Consider the following 16,641-nt stretch of genomic DNA (forward strand, 5'->3'; position numbering starts at 1 on the left):
GCCCTTTGAACCGGACCCGCCTCCAGCGGGACCTTGCAGCCCATGGTCTCACGCCCGGGCCGCGGCTTCCAGCGGACGCTCGCAGCGCAGCCCGTCCGCCGGGGAGCCCCGCCAGGGGCGCGGCACCGCGCAACGGGCCGTGGGCGCGGGGCACCGGGGCCGGAAGGGGCAGCCGGGTGGCCGGTCCTCCGGGCCCGGCAGGAAACCGGCTTCCGCGGCGGGTTCCTGCCGGGCCGCGGCCAAGAGGCGGGCGGTGTAGGGGTGGCGGGGCTCGGAGAGGAGCCGCGCGGTGGGGCCGGCCTCCACGGCCTGGCCTCCGTAGAGCACCAGCAGGCGCTCGCAGGCCGCCGCCAGGCCCAGGTCGTGGGTGATCCAGAGGACGCCGAGGCCCCGCTCCCGCTGCAGGCCCAGGACGAGGTCCAGGAAGGCCGCCTGCGCCAGGGGATCGAGGGCGGTGGTGGGCTCGTCCAGCACCAGCAGTTCGGGATCGCAGGACAGGGCCATGGCCAGGCAGAGCCGCTGCCGCTGGCCCCCGGAGAGCTGGTGCGGCCGGCGGCGGAGGAAGGCGCGGTCGCCAGGCAGCAGCAGGCGGTCCAGCAGGGGCGCCAGCCGGGGCAGGGCCACGCCGGCGGGCTCCCGCCGATGGGCCTGGGGGAGCAGGGCCAGGTGCTGGGCCACGGTGAGGAGGGGGTGCAGGGCCTGTCCGGGATCCTGGGGCACCCAGGCCAACCGGCGCTCCCGGGACGGGGAGGATCCGAAGGCCCGGACCGTGCCGTCCGCCTGGCGGACCCCCGGGGGCAGGACCCCGAACAGGGCCCTGGCCAGGAGGGTCTTCCCGGAGCCGCTCTCGCCCACCAGTCCGAGCCGTTCCCCGGAGGCCAGATCCAGGTCCAGGGGACCGAGCAGGCGGACCCCGTCGTGGCGTTCCAGCACCAGGTTCCGGATCTCCAGGGACATGGGGGTAGGATTGCATGGAAACCCTTTCCTCCCAAGGTATCGGTCCACACGGGAATTCACCCTTGACGGCCTGGGGACCGGTCCTACCCTTGGGCCACCGATTCACCCCGCGGGACCGCGGACCGGCCCCGCCCCAGAGGTACGGAGGATCCATGGATTTCCTGCGCCCAGACCTTCAGGAGCGCCTGATGAAGGACCATTTCGAGTTCCGGAAGCTGATGGAGGAGCACAAGGCGGCGGATACGCGCCTGGGCGATCTCCAGCGGAAGCCGAGCCTCACCGCCAAGGAGTCCCTGGAGGAAGTGGAGCTGAAGAAGACCAAGCTCCGGGCCAAGGAACGCATCTACCGGATCGTGGAGGAGGCCTCGAAGCACGGCGACCAGTAGGCCCAGTCCACTCGCAGGAGAAGCCCCGGGAATCGGCCCGGGGCTTCGTTTTTCCGGCCGAATTCCATTTGGCGGCCGGCTCCGGGCGTGGTTTCTTGGAGCCATGAAGACCGGCCACTGGATCCTGGGAACCACCTTGCTGGCCCTGCTGGGCGTGGCCGTGGCGGGCTTCGTCTTCACGGCCGGGGCCGATCCCGGCGCGAACTTCCGCCACCCGGTGATCCGCCGTCCCCCCAAGCCGGCCAAGAAAGCCAAGGGCGCCAAGGAGGCCAAGGGGACCAAGGACGCCAAGGCGGCCAAACCCCAGCCCCAGGCTTCCGCCCCGGCGGAGCCCGTGGTGGACGAGGGCCCGCTGCGGACGGCCCATGCCCTGGCCGCCCTCGCGGCCACGCCCGAGGAGCTGGAACTGGCCCGCCAGGCCGAGCGGCTCGCGAACCACGAGGTGGACCTGGCCTTCGCGGATGCCATGCGGGAGGCCGCGGCCCGCACGCCCCAGCCCACGCCCGAGCTGGAGGACCTGCAGGCGGAGAAGGACTACATGGAGGAGGCCGTGGCCGCCGACCAGCGACTGGTGGCGCAGCTGACGCGGCAGGCGGCCGAGGCCACCGGGGACCGCAAGGACGCCCTGGGGGACCAGCTGGAGGTGGCCAAGGCCCAGCTGGAACTGGACCAGGATGAGCTGGCGGACGCCTCCGACAACCTGGAGAAGGCCGGGGGCGATCCCCAGGCCCGGGTCCGGCGCCTGCGGGTGGCCCACGACGCCGTCCAGAACGAATCCCGGGCCGTGGCCCCGGTGGACGACCGCTTCAAGCCGGGCAGCCTGGTGGGCCGCATCCGCGAGTGGACCGCCCAGCGCGCCAAGCTCGCGCGGCTCGAGCAGGCCCAGCAGGACGAGCAGCAGAAGGTCCAGGAGCTCCGCAAGCGGAAGGAGGCCGCGGAAGACGAGGTGCAGAAGCAGTGGGACGCGCGGGAGGACGCCCGGAAGCGGGCCGCCGGGTTCGTGAAGCAGGGGAGGGCCGCCGATCCGGGCTCCAGCCGGGCCGAGGCCAAGGCCGCCATCGTCTCGCTCAAGCGCTTCACCGATGCCCAGCGTTCTGTCGTGAGCCTCGGCAAGCGGCTCCAGGACGAGGAGGACCTGGCGGAGGTCTACGGCAGCTGGGCGGGGCTTGCCTGGGCCTACGAGCAGGTGGCGCTCCACCGCATCCTGGCCTCCCTCCTGTGGATCCTGGGCACGGTCCTCGTCGTGTTCCTCGTGGGCCGGGTGGCGAAGCGCGGCTCCACCGCGGCGGCCGGAGAGGGGCGGAGGCCCGGCACCGCAGGTTCCGTGATCTACCTCGCCGCCGCCGTGGCCGGCGTGCTGCTGATCGGCTTCGTGATCCTCGGCGTGCCGGCCCAGGCCACCACCATCCTCGGCCTGGCGGGCGCCGGTCTCACCGTGGCCCTGAAGGACTTCATCGTGGCCTTCTTCGGCTGGTTCGTCCTCATGGGCCGCAACGGCATCCACGTGGGCGACTGGGTGGAGATCAAGGGCGTGGGCGGCGAGGTGGTGGAGATCGGCCTGCTGCGCACGGTGCTCCTCGAGACCGGCAACTGGTCCGACGCCGGCCACCCCACGGGCCGCCGCGTGGCCTTCGTGAACAGCTTCGCCATCGAGGGCCACTACTTCAACTTCTCCACCTCGGGCCAGTGGATGTGGGATGAGCTGAACGTGCTCATCCCCCAGGGCCAGGATCCCTACCCCGTGATCGACGGCATCCAGAAGCTGGTGGCCCGGGAGACGGAGGCCAGCGCGAGGCAGGCCGAGGAGGAGTGGAAGCACACCACGGGCAAGTACCGCGTGCAGTCCTTCTCCGCCCAGCCCGGCATCAACGTCCGGCCCACCAGCAACGGCATCGAACTGCGGGTGCGCTACATCACCCGCGCCTACCAGCGTCACGCCGACCAGCGCGGCCTCTACCAGGCCGTGGTGGAACTCATGCACGGCAAGCGGCCCGAGGAGCCGACGTCGACGGAGGCCTGAGGAATCAGGCCTGGATGAATCTCGGCCGGTAGGGCTCGCCGACCCAGTACACCATCTCCAGCATCTCCCCCACGTCCCACAGCAGCACGTCGGCCCTGGCGCCGGGGTGCAGGTGGCCGAGGTCGGCGCGGCCCAGGCTGCGGGCGGCGTGCAGGGTCATGGCGGTGAAGGCCTCCTCGAAGGTCATGCGCAGCTGCAGGCAGCCCAGGCGCAGGATGGTGAGGGGATCCAGGCAGGGACAGGAGCCGGGGTTGAAGTCCGTCGCCAGGGCCACGCGGCAGCCGGCCTCGATCATCTTCCGCGCCGGGGCCCAGTCGCGCATGCCGAGGAACAGCGTGGTTCCCGGCAGCAGCACGGGCGTGACGTCCGCGGCGGCCATGGCCTTCATGCCGGCCTCGCTGCAGAACATGAGGTGGTCCGCGCTGGCGGCCCCCAGCTCCGCCGCCAGCTCCGCGCCGCCGGTCCAGCTCAGCTCGTCGGCGTGGACGCGGGGGCGCAGCCCCAGCCGCCTTCCCGCCTCGAAGATGCGGCGGCCCAGGTCCGCGGTGTAGACGCCGGTCTCCACGAAGACATCGCAGAAGGCGGCCACGCCGGGATGGCGGCGGACCAGCTCGGGCAGCCAGTCCTCGGCCACGGCGCGGGCGTTGGCCTCGGCGTCGCCTCCGAACTCGGGCGCGAGGTCGTGGGCGGGCAGCAGGGTCACGTCGAAGCTCCAGCCCCGGCGGCGCAGCTCGGCGTAGGCCGCCGTCAGCCGGGACTCCGCCTCCAGCTCCAGGCCGTAGCCGGTCTTCACCTCGAGGTGCACGACGCCGCGCTCGCGGAAGGCCCTCAGCCGGGCCTCGCCGGCCGCCACCAGCGCCTCGACCGAGGCGGCCCGGGTGGCCCGCACCGTCTCGCGGATGCCCCCGCCTTCCGCGGCGATCTGCTGGTAGGTGGCGCCGTGGAGGCGGCGGTTGAACTCGCCCGAGCGGTCGCCGCCGAAGAGCAGGTGGGTGTGCGGGTCCACGAAGCCGGGGCTGGCCCAGGATCCGCCGCCGTCCACCCGGGGCGCGTCCTTCCAGCCCGCGGGCAGGTCCGCCGCCCGGCCCAGCCAGGCCACGCGGTCCCCCTGGAGGGCCAGGGCCGCGTCCGGGATGCGGTCCACCGCCCAGGTCCGGGCGGGATCGGGGGTCAGGAGGCCCCGGAGGTTCACGAGCACGCGACGGTCCGACATGCCTCCAGTCTGCCAGGGCCGGGGGCTGTCAAAAATCACGCAAGGGTTCCTTGCGCGGTCCCGGGCCCTTGGTAGCATCGCCTCACACCGGAGGTTCCAGTGCGGGGTATGGGGCGTGGCCAGGGGCGACTCGCTTGGCGTGTGGGCGCATGGATCGTGGGCCTGGCCTTCGCATCCGGGACCGCGCGGGCCCAGGCACCGGTGCCCGGGTGGGCCTGGCAGCGGATCCAGCGGTGGAGCTTCTACCGGACGGACGCCCGGGGCCAGCGCATCTGGCAGTCCGTCCCCTTCACGCAGATGAGCCCGGAGGAGCGGAAGGGCCAGCTCCTGGAGCACCTCAAGGACCCGGGCGACCGGCGGGCGGCCCTGGCCGCGCTGACCCAGTGGCCCCTGGACCAGTGGGCCGCGCAGGCCCTCTCGGCGGGCGGGCCGGAGGCGGCGCACTTCCTCTACCTCCGGGGCTACCGCCAGGCCGGCGCCGATCCCTTCGCCTACCTGGGCGCCCCCGACCGGGTGGATCGTCCCTGGACCCAGGGCCTGGGCCTCCACCTGGACCCGGGCGGCTGGCGCTTCCAGTGGATCCCCAGCCCGGCCCTGTTCACCCAGGCCGGGAACGCGGCGCTCCCCAAGGGGCTGGACCAGGCGGCCCAGCCCGGCGTGCTCATCCACCTCCGGCAGCTCCGCCCGGGGCTGGCGCGCCTCCAGGCGCTGGCGGGCGGGTCCGCGGACGGCGCGGGACTCGTGCCGGCCCTGGCCCAGGGCAGCCGGGCCGGTTTCGTGGTGCGCCACCTGGAGCCCTGGCTGCGCCAGGCCTCCCCGGCCCTGGAACCCCTGGCGGGCCGCGAGGCCTGGATCCTGCACTACGGCGTGGAACGCGGCCCGGGGAACGGCCTCCTCGGCACCCTGGTCTTCATCCCCGGCGACCTGCCCCTGCGGAGCCAGCTGCTGCTGGGCCTGCTCAAGCTCAATCCCCTCAGCCAGGGGGCCCGGGCCCGCACCGTCACCTGGCAGGGCCCCGGCGGGCAGGCGCAGGTCCAGCAGCTTCGGGGCTCCGGCGGGGTGTTCCACCTGGTGGCGCGGCCCGAGGGCACCTGGATCAGCGACCGCGAGGCGCCCCTGCGTGCGTTGCTGTTCCCGGGTCCGCAGCCCAGCCTGGGCGAACGCGGCGAGTGGACGCGGGTGGCCCTCTCGGCCATGGCGCCGGACACGGAGCTCTCCTTCTGGGTGGTCCCGCGCCTGGGGGCGGGGGACGCCTTCGAGTGCGAGGCCCTGCGACGCCGGCTTGCCGGAGCCCAGCAGGGCACCTGGCCCAACCCCTTCGTGGCCAAGGCCGCGCCCCGCACGGGGGCCCTGGCCCTGTCCGTGGGCGCGGGCCCGACGGAGAAGCTGGTGGCGGCGATCCTCCGGGTGGACCGGGGTGCGGACATCGCCGAACCCGAGATGCCGGCCTTCGCGGGCGGGGGCAGCCAGCTGAGCCCGGCCCAGCTGCAGGCCTACCAGGCCGCGGTGGCGGGCGCGGCGGAGCGGCGGCGGCAGCTCGAGGGCCTCCGCCGGGACCTGGACACCCTGCTGGGGGCCCTGGACCTGCGGGGCGCGGCCCTCCTCTGGAACGGCTGGGTGCCGGCCCCTCCCGTGACGCAGGCCGAGAAGGCCGCCCTCACGGAACTGGCGCGGCTGCGCCGGGAGGATCCCTGGCGGGCCTCGCGGATGCAGGCGGAGGGCGCCGCGGGGGCCTTCGGCGGCTTCGGCGAGCCCGGCATGAGCCCGAGCCTGGCCCTGGCGCTGCCCGTGCAGCCCGCGAAGCGGGTGCAGGTCGAGAACCTGCTCAAAAAGCTGCTGCCCCGGCTCTTCCAGGGGCAGAACCAGAAGCAGCCCTTCGGGAGCACGGAGCTGCATCGGGTCCGCACCCATCAGGCCTTCACGCCGGCCTGGGCCCTGGTGGGCGACACCCTCGTGCTGGGCAGCGACGACGGTTCGGTGAAGGCGGTGGCGGCGGGCCTGCTCGGCCAGGCGCCCACGCTGGCCGACAGCGACTCCCGGGCCTGGGCCCGCATGGAGGTGGACGGCGCGCGGGCCTCCCAGGAGCTGGAGACCCTGCTGCTGGCCTTCCTCCGCGGGCGCCAGGGCAGCCGCTGGTGGGCCGGCGAGGCCGCGCCGGCGGAGGACGAGGCCGCCGCCGAGCTGGCCGCCAGCCTCGGGCCCTTCCTCGGCGCCCTGAAGTCGCTCGGCACCGTGCGCATCGAGTGGAACTGGACCGCGGGCGGACTGGAAGGGCGGCCCCGATGACACCGCGCCGGCTGGCGGCCCTGGGCGGGGTGGTCCTGGGCGGGGCCGCCCTGGCCCTGGTGCCCGTGCGCCACCGCGTCAGGCTGGAGGCCGATCCCGCCAACCCCCTCCGCCATCTCCGCGTGGAGAGCCGGAGCCTGCTGGGTCTGCGCAGGCCTGGCTGGGGCGTGCGGGTGGCGGGCGTGCCCGCCTGGGGGAACGCGGCCGAGGGGTTCTTCATGGCCCCGGCGGGCGCCGCCCAGGCCACCCTCCTGGCCTGGCCGGGCTTCCGACAGTCGGTGTCCATTCCGGCCGGGGGGACCTTTCCGTCCGGCCTCCGGGACGAGGGCGACCGCGAGGCCTTCCGGGGCTGGTTCGTGGCCCTCCTGGAACAGCAGCTGGAGGGGCCCAGCCCGGCCTGGGAGCCCGCCCAGCGGGACTGCGCGGGACTGATGCGTTTCGCGTTCCGCGAGGCCCTGGCGCCCCACACGGCGGCCTGGCGGGACCGGGTGGGCTTCGCCGACGGCTCCGCAGGCGGCGACCCCTCCCCGGCCTTCGGGGGCGGCTGGCGCCAGGGCTTCCCCACGCCGGAGGGCGTCCAGCCCTTCGCCAAGGGCGCCTTCCTTCGCCGGTTCGCCTGCGTACCTTTGGGCCGGGACCTGGCCCAGGCCCGGCCCGGCGACCTGATCTTCTTCGCCCGGGGCGGGGCCCGCCCCGAGCCCGACCACGTCATGGCCTTCGTCCGCCCCGACACCGACGGCAGCCCGGTGCTGCTCTACGACACGGGCCCCGAGGGCTCGGGGGCCACCCGCCAGGAGGGCGAGGTGCGCCGGGTCCGCCTGGACGACCTGCTCCACCATCCCGATCCCGAGTTCCGCCCCCTCGCCGAGAATCCCGCCTTCCTGGGCCTCTACCGCTGGCAGCTGCTGGCGTCCAGGCCCGCCGACCCCTCCGCCTCCAGGTCCTGACATGCGCTGGCTCCGACCCCTCCTCACCCTGCTCATCCCCGCGGCGCTGCTGCTGCCCACCACGGGCACCGCCCAGAAGCGCGGCGGCGAGGCCCCCTGGCGGGAGGGCGGCTGGACCGGCGCCTTCGCCATGCTCCGGCCCACCCTGCCGGGGAGGACGGCGCAGCTGGAGGCCGCGGGGCCCATCCCTGTGGAGGCGCGCATCCGCCTCTACCGGGTGGAGGATCCCGAAGGCTTCCTCCGGAAGCTCCTCCTGCAGGCCCCCGGAAGCCCCGTGGCCGAGGGCGGGCGGGGCGCCCAGGATCCCCTGGACGTGCTGCGCGAGGCCCTCCTCTGGGGCGGCCGCCGGGCCTTCGTCACGGTCCACCGCACGGCCACCCGCAGCCTGCGGGACGCTGCCAAGCAGTCCGACCGGCTGACCAGTCCGCGCACCCCGGCCACGGCCCCGCGGGAGGGCGGCGCCCTGCCGCTGGAGGGACAACCCGGCCTGACCTACGTGACGGAGCTGGTGCCGAAGGTCACCGAGGAGGTGGCGGGGAAGCAGGGGAACGAGGAGGACGAGTCCGGTGATTCCGGCCACCTCAGCCGCGTGGAGCTGCCGGGCCAGCCGGCGGGCCTGTACCTCGTGGAGATCCTGCGGGGCTCAGACGCGGCCTACGTGCCCTGGGTGGTGTCGGACCTGGCCCTGCTGTCCGAGGAGGACGGCGCCCGGCTGCGGGTGCAGGCCGTGAACGCCACCGACGGGGCCCCCCGGGCCGGGGCCACCGGCCAGGTGTTCGAGGCCGGGAAGGCCCAGGCCCTGGCCTTCGACGGTTCCGGCGTCGCCGAGCTGGCGGCGGGCCCCGGCGTGCGTCGAGTCGTACTGGCCCGCAGCGGCGCGGCCTTCGCCCTCCTGGCCTCCGAGGGCCAGGCCACGGCCGCCGTGCGGCAGCGCCTCTACGCCTACACGGAGCGGCCCCTGTACCGGCCCGGCCAGGAGGTCTTCGCCAAGGCCATCCTGCGGCGGGTGGAGGACGGCGAGAACCGCGTGGCCGCGGGCGCCCCGGAGCTGCCCTTCACGGTGCTGGATGCCGAGGACACCAAGGTCACCGAGGGGAAGGCCCCGCTCCTCAACGCCGAGACGGGCACGTACGGCCTGCATTTCACCCTGCCCGGCGCGGGGCGCCTGGGCCTCTACCGCGTGGTGTTCCAGGGGCCGCAGGGCCCGGGCCAGGCGGAGTTCAAGGTCGAGCACTTCGTGAAGCCCGCCTTCGAGGTGAAGGTGGACACGCCGAAGGCCAAGGTGGGCCTGGGCGATCCGCTCGAATTCCATGTGGCCGCCCGCTACTTCTACGGGGCCGCCGTGCGCGGCGCCAAGGCGGACTGGTTCCTCTACAAGGTGGTGCCGCCCAAGGCCCGCTGGATCTGGGACGAGGAGGACTCGGGCCCGGCGCCGGAGTTGATGGAGAGCGGCCAGGTGGACCTGGACGACGAGGGCCAGGCCCAGCTCCCCGGCTTCAAGGCCGAGCGCGACGGCCTGTGGCGCATGGTCGTGAAGGTGGTGGACGCCTCCGGCCAGCGCAACGGTGGCCAGGCCCAGGTGCGGGCCTCCGCGGGCGACATGATCCTGGGGGTGGCCACGGACCGGCAGGTGGCCCTGCCCGGGCGCCCCTTCCAGGTGACGGCCCGGGCCATGGACCTGGACGGCAGGGAGCTGGCCGGGGTGCCCATCACCCTCCGCGCGGCCCGCATCGTGGCCCGGAAGGACGACGCCTACTGGTGGTCCCGCCCCAGCGCCCTCACGCCCGGCGAGACCGTGGCCTCGGCCCAGGGGCCCCAGGCCATGCTGACCATCCCGGAGGGCGGGCTCTACCTGCTGGTGGCCGAGGCCCGCGATGCCAAGGGCCGGCCCGTGGCCGCCCAGCGCCTCATCACGGTGGCGGCGGAGGGCACGCCCCTGCCGGCGGTGCCGGACCTGCGCGCCGCCGCGGACAAGCCCGAATACCAGCCCGGCGACATGGCCCGCATCCTGGTGCAGCTGCCGCGGCCGAAGCTGACCCTCCACTGGTCCATCGAGAACGAGGCGCTGGGCCGGCGCCAGAGCCGCGCCGTGCCCGGCACCACGGCCCTGGTGGAGATCCCCGTCACCGCCGCCATGCAACCCAACGTGTGGGCGGTCTTCGAGATCGTGGCGGAGGGCCGGCGCCAGATGGTGGAGGTGCCCCTCCGCGTGCCCCGGCTCGACCGGCGCCTGCAGGTGGCCGTCAGTACGGACCGCGAGCGCTACCAGCCCGGCCAGCCCATGCGCGTCTCCGTGGACGTGAAGGACGCCGCCGGCCATCCCGCGCCGGCCGACCTCAGCGTGGGCGTGGTGGACGAGGCCATCTACGCCCTCAGCGCCGAGCTGAACCCCGATCCCGTGCGGTTCTTCAATCCCACGCGGCGCCACGGCGTGCTGCGCTCGGGCTCCACGGACTGGAGCTTCTACGACCTGCTCCGCCGCCAGCGGCCCGTCTGGAGCCTCAAGCAGACGAAGCGCGGCGAGTTCAAGGCCGACGACGCCGACAAGGTGCGCCAGAACTTCAAGGACACGGCCCACTGGACCCCCTTCCTGGCCGCGGGTCGGGACGGGCACGCCAGCGTGGAGCTGACCCTGCCCGACAACCTCACGGCCTGGCGGGCCACGGCCCTGGCCGTCACCGCCGACACGAAGGTGGGCATGGGGCGGGCCTCCAGGCCCTCCTCCAAACCCCTGCAGGTGGCCGTGACACTGCCCCGCACCCTGAGCGTCGGCGAGGAGGCGCGGGCCATCGCCCTGGTGCGGAACCTCTCGGGCCAGCCCCTCAGCGGGCGGATCCGCCTGGAGGTCCAGAACGGCCGGCTGGTGGGGACTCCCGAGGCCACCTTCACGCTGCCGGACCAGGGCGAGTACCGCTTCGCCCTGCCGCTGCGGGCGGACCAGACCGGGCCCCTCGCGGTGACGGCGCGGGTGGAAGGCGGCGGCCTGAAGGACGCCGAGCGCCAGCGGGTGCAGGTGCTGGACCAGCTGGTGCCCGCCACGCTGTCGGGCCATCTCATCCTGGACGGCGGGTCCCAGACGGTGACCGTGCCCGTGCCCCCCGGCGCCAAGGGCAGCGCCGCCCTGGTGCTCACGCCCGTGGGCAGCCTGGAGCACCTGGCGGCCCCCTCGCTGCCCTACCTCATCGGCTACCCCTACGGCTGCGTGGAGCAGACCCTCTCCAGCTTCGTCCCCAACCTGCTGGTGGCGGACCTGGTGAAGCAGGGCGCCATGCCGCCCCTGGACTGGAAGCAGCTCACGGACCTGGACCGCAACATCCGGGACGGCGTCTTCCGGGTGTACGGCTACCAGCAGCCCAACGGCGGTTGGGGCTGGTACGCGCCCAACGACTTCGGCCTGGACGCCAACCCCCACACCACGGGCTACGCCATCCAGAGCTTCGCCACCATGAAGCGCCTGGGCTACCCGGTGGACGAGGCGGTCTTCCGGCGCGGCCGGCTCGCGGCCCTGGCCCTCTTCCAGCAGGTGGCCCGGCAGGCCGACCAGCGGGCCCAGGGCCAGCGGGCGGAGCGGGGCCAGACCGTGGATCCCGCCGGGGACGCGGCCTTCCTCCTGCTGTCCCTGGCCCGCAGCGGCGAGCCGGTGCAGGGCCTGGTGGACAGCAGCGCGGACAAGGTGCTGAAGGGCCAGTGGCCCGGCGCCCACGTGCTGGCCATGGTGGCCCTCGCCGCGGCGGAGAGCCGGCATCCGAAGACGGCGGCGCTGGTGGACCGCCTGGAGCAGGCCGCCATGGTGCGGGGCGGGCTGGCCCGCTGGGAGGGCCGGCGCGACGACTGGTGGAGCTACGTCTCCGGCGATGTGGTGCCCACGGTCATGGCCCTCAAGGCCCTGTGCCTGGCGCGTCCGCAGTCGCCCCTGATCCGCCAGGGCGAGACCTTCCTGGCCTCCGAGTACCGCGGCTACGGCTGGTACTCCACCTGGAGCACGGCGCAGATCGTGGACCTGCTCCCCTACCTGGCCCGCATCCGCAAGCTGGACTGGAGCCCCTCCGGCATCCAGGCGGCGGTGCAGGGCGGGCCGAGCTGGACCTTCCAGGAGCGCGCCGAGGCCCGGCGCTGGGACGCCCGCGCCCCCCGGCCCGGCAGCTTCGCCCTGGCCGAGCCGAAGCCCGTCACCCTCACCGCCAGCGGGAAGGGCGTGCTGGTGTGGACCTACGCCTACCAGGTGCCCGGCAGCGCCGCGGGCGTGCCGCGGGGCGACGCCTCGTCGGCCCTCCGCATGGCCGTGGACCGGAAGGTCTGGCGGCTCCGGACGCCGCAGGAGACCGGAAATGCCCGCCAGGGCTGGGTCCGCCAGCCCTGGACCGGGACGCTGCGCGCGGGGGAGGAGGCCTGGATGGAGCTCACCTTCCGCACGGACCGTGACGCCGACTACGCCATCCTGGAGGTGCCGATCCCGGGCGGCCTCACCCCCACCGTGAAGCTCGAGGGCTTCGTCCTCGAGGGTCACCCGTTCACGGAGGAGGGGAGCACGCCGGACTGGGAGAAGCCGAGGATCGAGGTCCATCCCGACAAGGTGACCTTCCTCTACCCCCGGATCTGGAGCTGGGGCTCGCACCGTGTCCGCATCCTGCTGCGGGCCGGCATGGCGGGGACCTACCGCCTCCGCCCCGCCAAGCTGAGCCTCATGTCCAACGAGGCCCAGTGGGCCACCTGCGACGGCCTGGATCTCCGGGTCGAGGAAGGAGGCCGGTGATGCGAAACCTGCTGAAGGTCTCCCTCCTGTTCGGCGCGGCCTGCACCCTGGGGTTCTCCGCCCAGCCCGCGAAGGCCTATGTCCCCGACCTCAAGCAGTGGCGTCTGGAGGTGGATCCGGCCCTGGGCGGCTGGTCCGGGGAGGCCAAGGTCTCCCTGCGGATCAAGCTGGTGGATCCCCGCGACCCCGAGCCTCCCAGGGCCGACCCGGAGCGGCGCACCGACGACGAGGACACCGACGAGGTCCCGGACCGGGACACGCGGACCGCCGAGCAGCTCCGTCAGGCGCGGCTCGCCCGGGAGGAGGCGGCCCGGCGGAACGCCTGGCGCCAGCGAAACCTGCGGGTGTGGTTCAACGGATCGGCCCAGACCTGGTCCGTCCGCGTGGGCTCGCCCTTCGAGACGGAGCTCACCTCCCAGAACGGCGAGAACCGGCTGGAGATCCTGGAGCCGGATTCGGGCCTGCGGGTGGTTCGCAGCTGGTGGGTCTCCGCGGCCCGCACCCGCCTGCGGATCCTGAGCCTCCAGGCCTCCGGCGAGTGGGCCAGCGGCAGCCTGCAGGTGGTGGAGCCGGACGGCCTGGTGGCCGAATCCGGCCGGCGCACCGCCTCCGGTGGCATGCTGCGCTGGTCCGGCGAGTACACCCACGACACGCCGCCGCCGGGGACCTACACCCTGCGGTGGGTCGGCGGCTGGCGGGGCGGCAAGCCCGCGCGGCTGCGGGTGGAGGCGGTGCTGGATGGCGGCACGGACCGGGAGCGCCGCTGGACCTTCGAGCGCCTCATCCTGCCCGGGGCCGGGCCCGTCACCCTGGGGACGATCGATGTGGAACCCTAGGGCCCTCCTGGTTCTCGTCCTGGGCACCCTGCTGGCGGCCCAGGAGCCCGCGCCGCCCCCCTGGACGCCGGGCGCCCTCCGTCCCGGCGAAGGTCTGGCCGTCAGCCTGGAGGGAGGACCGGTCCAGGGGTTCGGCGAGGCCTCGAAGGAGGCCCCCATGGGCAGTCTGGCCAAGCTGGTCTGGCTGAAGCTGGAGGGCATCGAGTGGTCCAGCCGGGACGTCCGTTTCCGCTGCACCGGCACCCTGGGCCCCTACCATTGCTGGAAGCGGGACGGCCACGGGAAGGTGGACCTGGGCAAGGCCCTGCGGGAGAGCTGCAACCTGGCCTTCCTCTCCTGGGCCGGGGAATCCATGGTCCGGTGGCGGCGGGACTACGGCGAGGCGCCGGCGCGGTTCCGGCTGGAGGAGGCCTTCGGCCCCTTCCTGGGCGACCGCCTCCCCCCCGGGGACACCCTGCCGGCGCTGACACCGGCCTGGGTGGGCGACGGGGACCTGCTGCGAACGAGCCCAGCGGCCATGGCCGGCTGGCTGGCGGACCCGAGTCAGGGTGAGGTGTTGGAGTACGCCCACCGCTACCTCTCCGGCTTCTTCACCGAGATCGGCGACCTGATCGGGAAGGAGGCCTGGTGGTTCAAGACCGGCACCGCCCCGGTCCCCGGCGAGCCCGGTGCCACGTCCGCCTGGGTGGCCGCAGGTCGCGGTGGCACGGTGGCGGTGCTGCACCTCCCGCGGGGACGGGGCAAGGGCGAGGCCATGGCCCGGTTCCGGGAGATCATGGGCATCCGGTGATCCTGCTCGCGGCGCCTCAGCCTGCCTTCACGCCTCCCCGGTTCGAGGGGGATCCGGAGGCCCAGGCCCCCGTGGCGACCGCCCTCGCCACGGCCTTCACCGACACGGCAGCCTACGGTCCCTGGCCCGGCGGCGCCTGGGTGGTGCGGGTCCACGCGGAGGCCCGGGCCTTCGAGCAGGCCACGGGCGCGCCTCCCGGCCGGGCGGCGCAGTGGATCGGGAACACCCTCCACCTCCGCCCCTGGGACCAGCTGCGTCGCCGGGACCTGGGCGCCGTGCTCCGGCACGAGCTGGTCCACCGGCGGCTGGCGGGGGTCCGGCTGCGCCGCTGGGCGGAGGAGGCCCGCTGCCTCCACGCGGAGGCCCATCGCCGTCCTCCAGCGCGCTGGCCGGCTGCGCCGTCCCCGGGCCTGCAGGACCGCCTGGACCGGGCCCTGGCCGGCGGCACCACCAGGGAGCAGGCCTGGGCCTACCGATGGCTCCGGGCCTGGCTGCGGGGGGATCCCACGCCGGTCCCTCCCCGGGCGGGCGCGCGCCAGGATGGCGCCTGGACCAAGGAAAGCCTCTCCCTGGGCGGGGACTCCCCCGCGGAGGTCACCGTGGCCTGGCCACCGGAGCGGCTCCGCGGGCCCATGGTCGTGAATGGACATCGATTGTCCAATATATCCGGCCGCCAGTGGCGCTTCGAGGGCACGGTCCGCTTCGGCGCCGGGTTCCCCGTGGGGACCCTCCGGGGCCAGGTTAGGATTCGCGCGGGACGCCAGGGCTGGTCGCTGAGGTGGACGGCGCCCGTGGCCGCCTGGGTGGCCGCCGCCACGGAAGGCGAACTCGGTGCCGACGCGCCCTTCGAGGCCCGACGGGCGCTGGCCGCGGTGCTCGCCCGCTGGCTCGCGGCCCATCGCCACGCGCATCCCGGGGGCGCCCTGTGCCCCCTCACCCACTGCGCGGTGGTGCGGGGCAGCGCCTCCCCGGAGACGGGGCGCGCCGTGGCCACGGCCCCGGGTCTGGCTCTGGATCCCCGCTGGGCCTTCTTCACGGGCTCCGCGGGAGGGCGGGGCCTGAGCCCCAGGGCAGTCTGGGGCGAGGGTCCCGCCGACGTGGGCACGCCGGCGGAGGTGCCCGGCGACCGCTGGGCCTCCTGGACCCGGACCCTGTCGGCCGCCCAGGTGGCGGCCCTCAAGCGGGACGTGGCCCCGGGGCTGCGCGCGGGCCAGGCCGGGATCCGCCTGGGCGCCTCCGGGCCCTATCCGGTGGAGGCCCTGCGACTGGCGGCGGGGCGCCGCTTCGGCTGGACCGCCTGGCCCAGCAACGCCTGCGTGGCCGAGCCGCTGCCCGATGGGGGCCTGCGTCTACAGGGCCGGGGCTGGGGGCACAACGTGGGCCTCTGCCTCGCCACCGCCCGCTTCCGGGCGGCCCAGGGTGCCACCGCCGAGCAGATCCTGGCCGAGGCCTTCCCGGCCTCGTGGCGGAGCGGGTCATGACCTGGTGGGTGTACCTCCTCCGTTGCGCGGATGACACGCTCTACTGCGGCATCGCCCTGGACGTGGCGGCGCGGCTGGCGCTGCACGAGGCGGGGAAGGGGGCGAAGTACACCCGGGGGCGGGCCCCGCTCGTGCTCGTCTACACCGAGGCCTGCGGCTCGAAGGCGGAGGCGCTGCGGCGGGAGCGGGCCATCAAGCGCCTTCCGCGGGACGCGAAGCTCAGGCTGTGCGCCCCTTCGCCATCTCGCCCAGCAGGCCGCTGACGGCAGTCCTCGGATCCGGGGCCTTGAACACGGCGTTGCCGGCCACCAGGCAGTCGGCGCCGGCGCGGACCAGGTCCGCGGCGTTCTTCAGGCTGACGCCGCCGTCCACCTCGATGAGGAAGGGGATGCCGCGCTCGGTGCGGAGGGCATCCAGCCGTCTCACCTTGTCCAGCACCCGGGGGATGAAGCTCTGGCCGCCGAAGCCGGGGTTCACGCTCATCAGCAGCACGAAGTCGAAGTCGCCGACGAGGTCCACCAGCGTCTCCACGGGGGTGCCGGGGTTCAGCACCACGCCCGCCTTCGCGCCGGCCTGGCGGATGGCGGCCAGGGTGCGGTTCAGGTGGGGATCGGCCTCCTGGTGGACGCTCACCCAGTCGGCACCCGCCTTCACGAACTCCACGGCGTAGCGCAGGGGCTCCACGATCATCAGGTGGCAGTCCAGGGGTAGGGCGGTGGCCTTGCGCAGACCCTCAACCACCGGCAGGCCGATGGTGATGTTCGGCACGAAGCGGCCATCCATGACGTCCACATGGACCACCTGGGCCCCCGTGGACTCGAGCATCTGCAGCTCCTCGCCCAGCCGGGCGAAGTCGGCGGAGAGGAGCGAGGGGGCGAGGAGAGGGGCGTCGGGGCGGAGGCTCATGGGCCTAAGTATTCCAGAGGCGGTCCCAGGGGGCTTCAAAGACATCCACGAAGGACACGGAGGAAG

At 74.4% G+C, this 16,641-nt stretch carries 12 protein-coding genes; 9 read left to right on the forward strand and 3 right to left on the reverse strand.

Annotated elements, in window-relative coordinates:
- Positions 1-48: 48 nt before the first annotated feature.
- Positions 49-957, reverse strand: a complete 909-nt coding sequence (locus tag QSJ33_RS01365; RefSeq protein ID WP_285722324.1) for an oligopeptide/dipeptide ABC transporter ATP-binding protein — start codon at positions 955-957, stop codon at positions 49-51.
- A 152-nt stretch (positions 958-1,109) separates the two neighbouring features.
- Here QSJ33_RS01365 and QSJ33_RS01370 point away from each other — a divergent pair, with 152 nt between their 5' ends.
- Entirely contained in the window at positions 1,110-1,343 is a 234-nt protein-coding gene (locus tag QSJ33_RS01370) for a YdcH family protein (protein ID WP_285722325.1), read from the forward strand.
- Between the two features lie 103 nt (positions 1,344-1,446).
- Positions 1,447-3,363: a mechanosensitive ion channel domain-containing protein gene (locus QSJ33_RS01375; protein ID WP_285722326.1), complete on the forward strand. Its 1,917-nt coding sequence runs from the start codon at positions 1,447-1,449 to the stop codon at positions 3,361-3,363.
- Between the two features lie 4 nt (positions 3,364-3,367).
- Here QSJ33_RS01375 and hutI read toward each other — a convergent pair whose 3' ends face one another.
- Positions 3,368-4,576: an imidazolonepropionase gene (gene hutI, locus QSJ33_RS01380; protein WP_285722327.1), complete on the reverse strand. Its 1,209-nt coding sequence runs from the start codon at positions 4,574-4,576 to the stop codon at positions 3,368-3,370.
- 141 nt (positions 4,577-4,717) lie between these two features.
- Here hutI and QSJ33_RS01385 point away from each other — a divergent pair, with 141 nt between their 5' ends.
- Genes QSJ33_RS01385 through QSJ33_RS01415 form a run of 7 tightly spaced genes read left to right on the forward strand, consistent with a single transcriptional unit; the run spans position 4,718 to position 15,932 of the window.
- The gene (locus QSJ33_RS01385) at positions 4,718-6,862 is read left to right on the forward strand and encodes a hypothetical protein (RefSeq protein ID WP_285722328.1); all 2,145 of its coding nucleotides are present in this window, start codon (positions 4,718-4,720) and stop codon (positions 6,860-6,862) included.
- Entirely contained in the window at positions 6,859-7,809 is a 951-nt protein-coding gene (locus tag QSJ33_RS01390; RefSeq protein WP_285722329.1) for a DUF1175 family protein, read from the forward strand. The genes QSJ33_RS01385 and QSJ33_RS01390 overlap by 4 nt, the downstream gene beginning before the upstream one ends.
- Position 7,810: 1 nt before the next feature.
- Positions 7,811-12,562, forward strand: a complete 4,752-nt coding sequence (locus QSJ33_RS01395) for an alpha-2-macroglobulin family protein (protein WP_285722330.1) — start codon at positions 7,811-7,813, stop codon at positions 12,560-12,562.
- Complete coding sequence (locus QSJ33_RS01400) at positions 12,562-13,398, forward strand: hypothetical protein (protein WP_285722331.1); 837 nt, start codon at positions 12,562-12,564, stop codon at positions 13,396-13,398. Before QSJ33_RS01395 ends, QSJ33_RS01400 begins: the two co-directional genes overlap by 1 nt.
- Positions 13,385-14,188, forward strand: a complete 804-nt coding sequence (locus QSJ33_RS01405; protein ID WP_285722332.1) for a hypothetical protein — start codon at positions 13,385-13,387, stop codon at positions 14,186-14,188. The genes QSJ33_RS01400 and QSJ33_RS01405 overlap by 14 nt, the downstream gene beginning before the upstream one ends.
- Positions 14,185-15,669, forward strand: coding sequence for a hypothetical protein (locus tag QSJ33_RS01410; protein WP_285722333.1), 1,485 nt, complete (start codon positions 14,185-14,187; stop codon positions 15,667-15,669). The genes QSJ33_RS01405 and QSJ33_RS01410 overlap by 4 nt, the downstream gene beginning before the upstream one ends.
- The gene (locus tag QSJ33_RS01415) at positions 15,666-15,932 is read left to right on the forward strand and encodes a GIY-YIG nuclease family protein (RefSeq protein ID WP_285722334.1); all 267 of its coding nucleotides are present in this window, start codon (positions 15,666-15,668) and stop codon (positions 15,930-15,932) included. Before QSJ33_RS01410 ends, QSJ33_RS01415 begins: the two co-directional genes overlap by 4 nt.
- Here the strand turns inward: QSJ33_RS01415 and rpe are convergent.
- Positions 15,889-16,575 carry a ribulose-phosphate 3-epimerase gene (gene rpe, locus QSJ33_RS01420; RefSeq protein WP_285722335.1) on the reverse strand — a complete coding sequence of 229 codons (687 nt, stop codon included), beginning with the start codon at positions 16,573-16,575 and terminating at the stop codon, positions 15,889-15,891. The genes QSJ33_RS01415 and rpe overlap by 44 nt on opposite strands.
- Between the last annotated feature and the right edge of the window lie 66 nt (positions 16,576-16,641).

This window comes from Geothrix rubra, from assembly GCF_030268065.1.
GTDB lineage: Bacteria > Acidobacteriota > Holophagae > Holophagales > Holophagaceae > Geothrix > Geothrix rubra.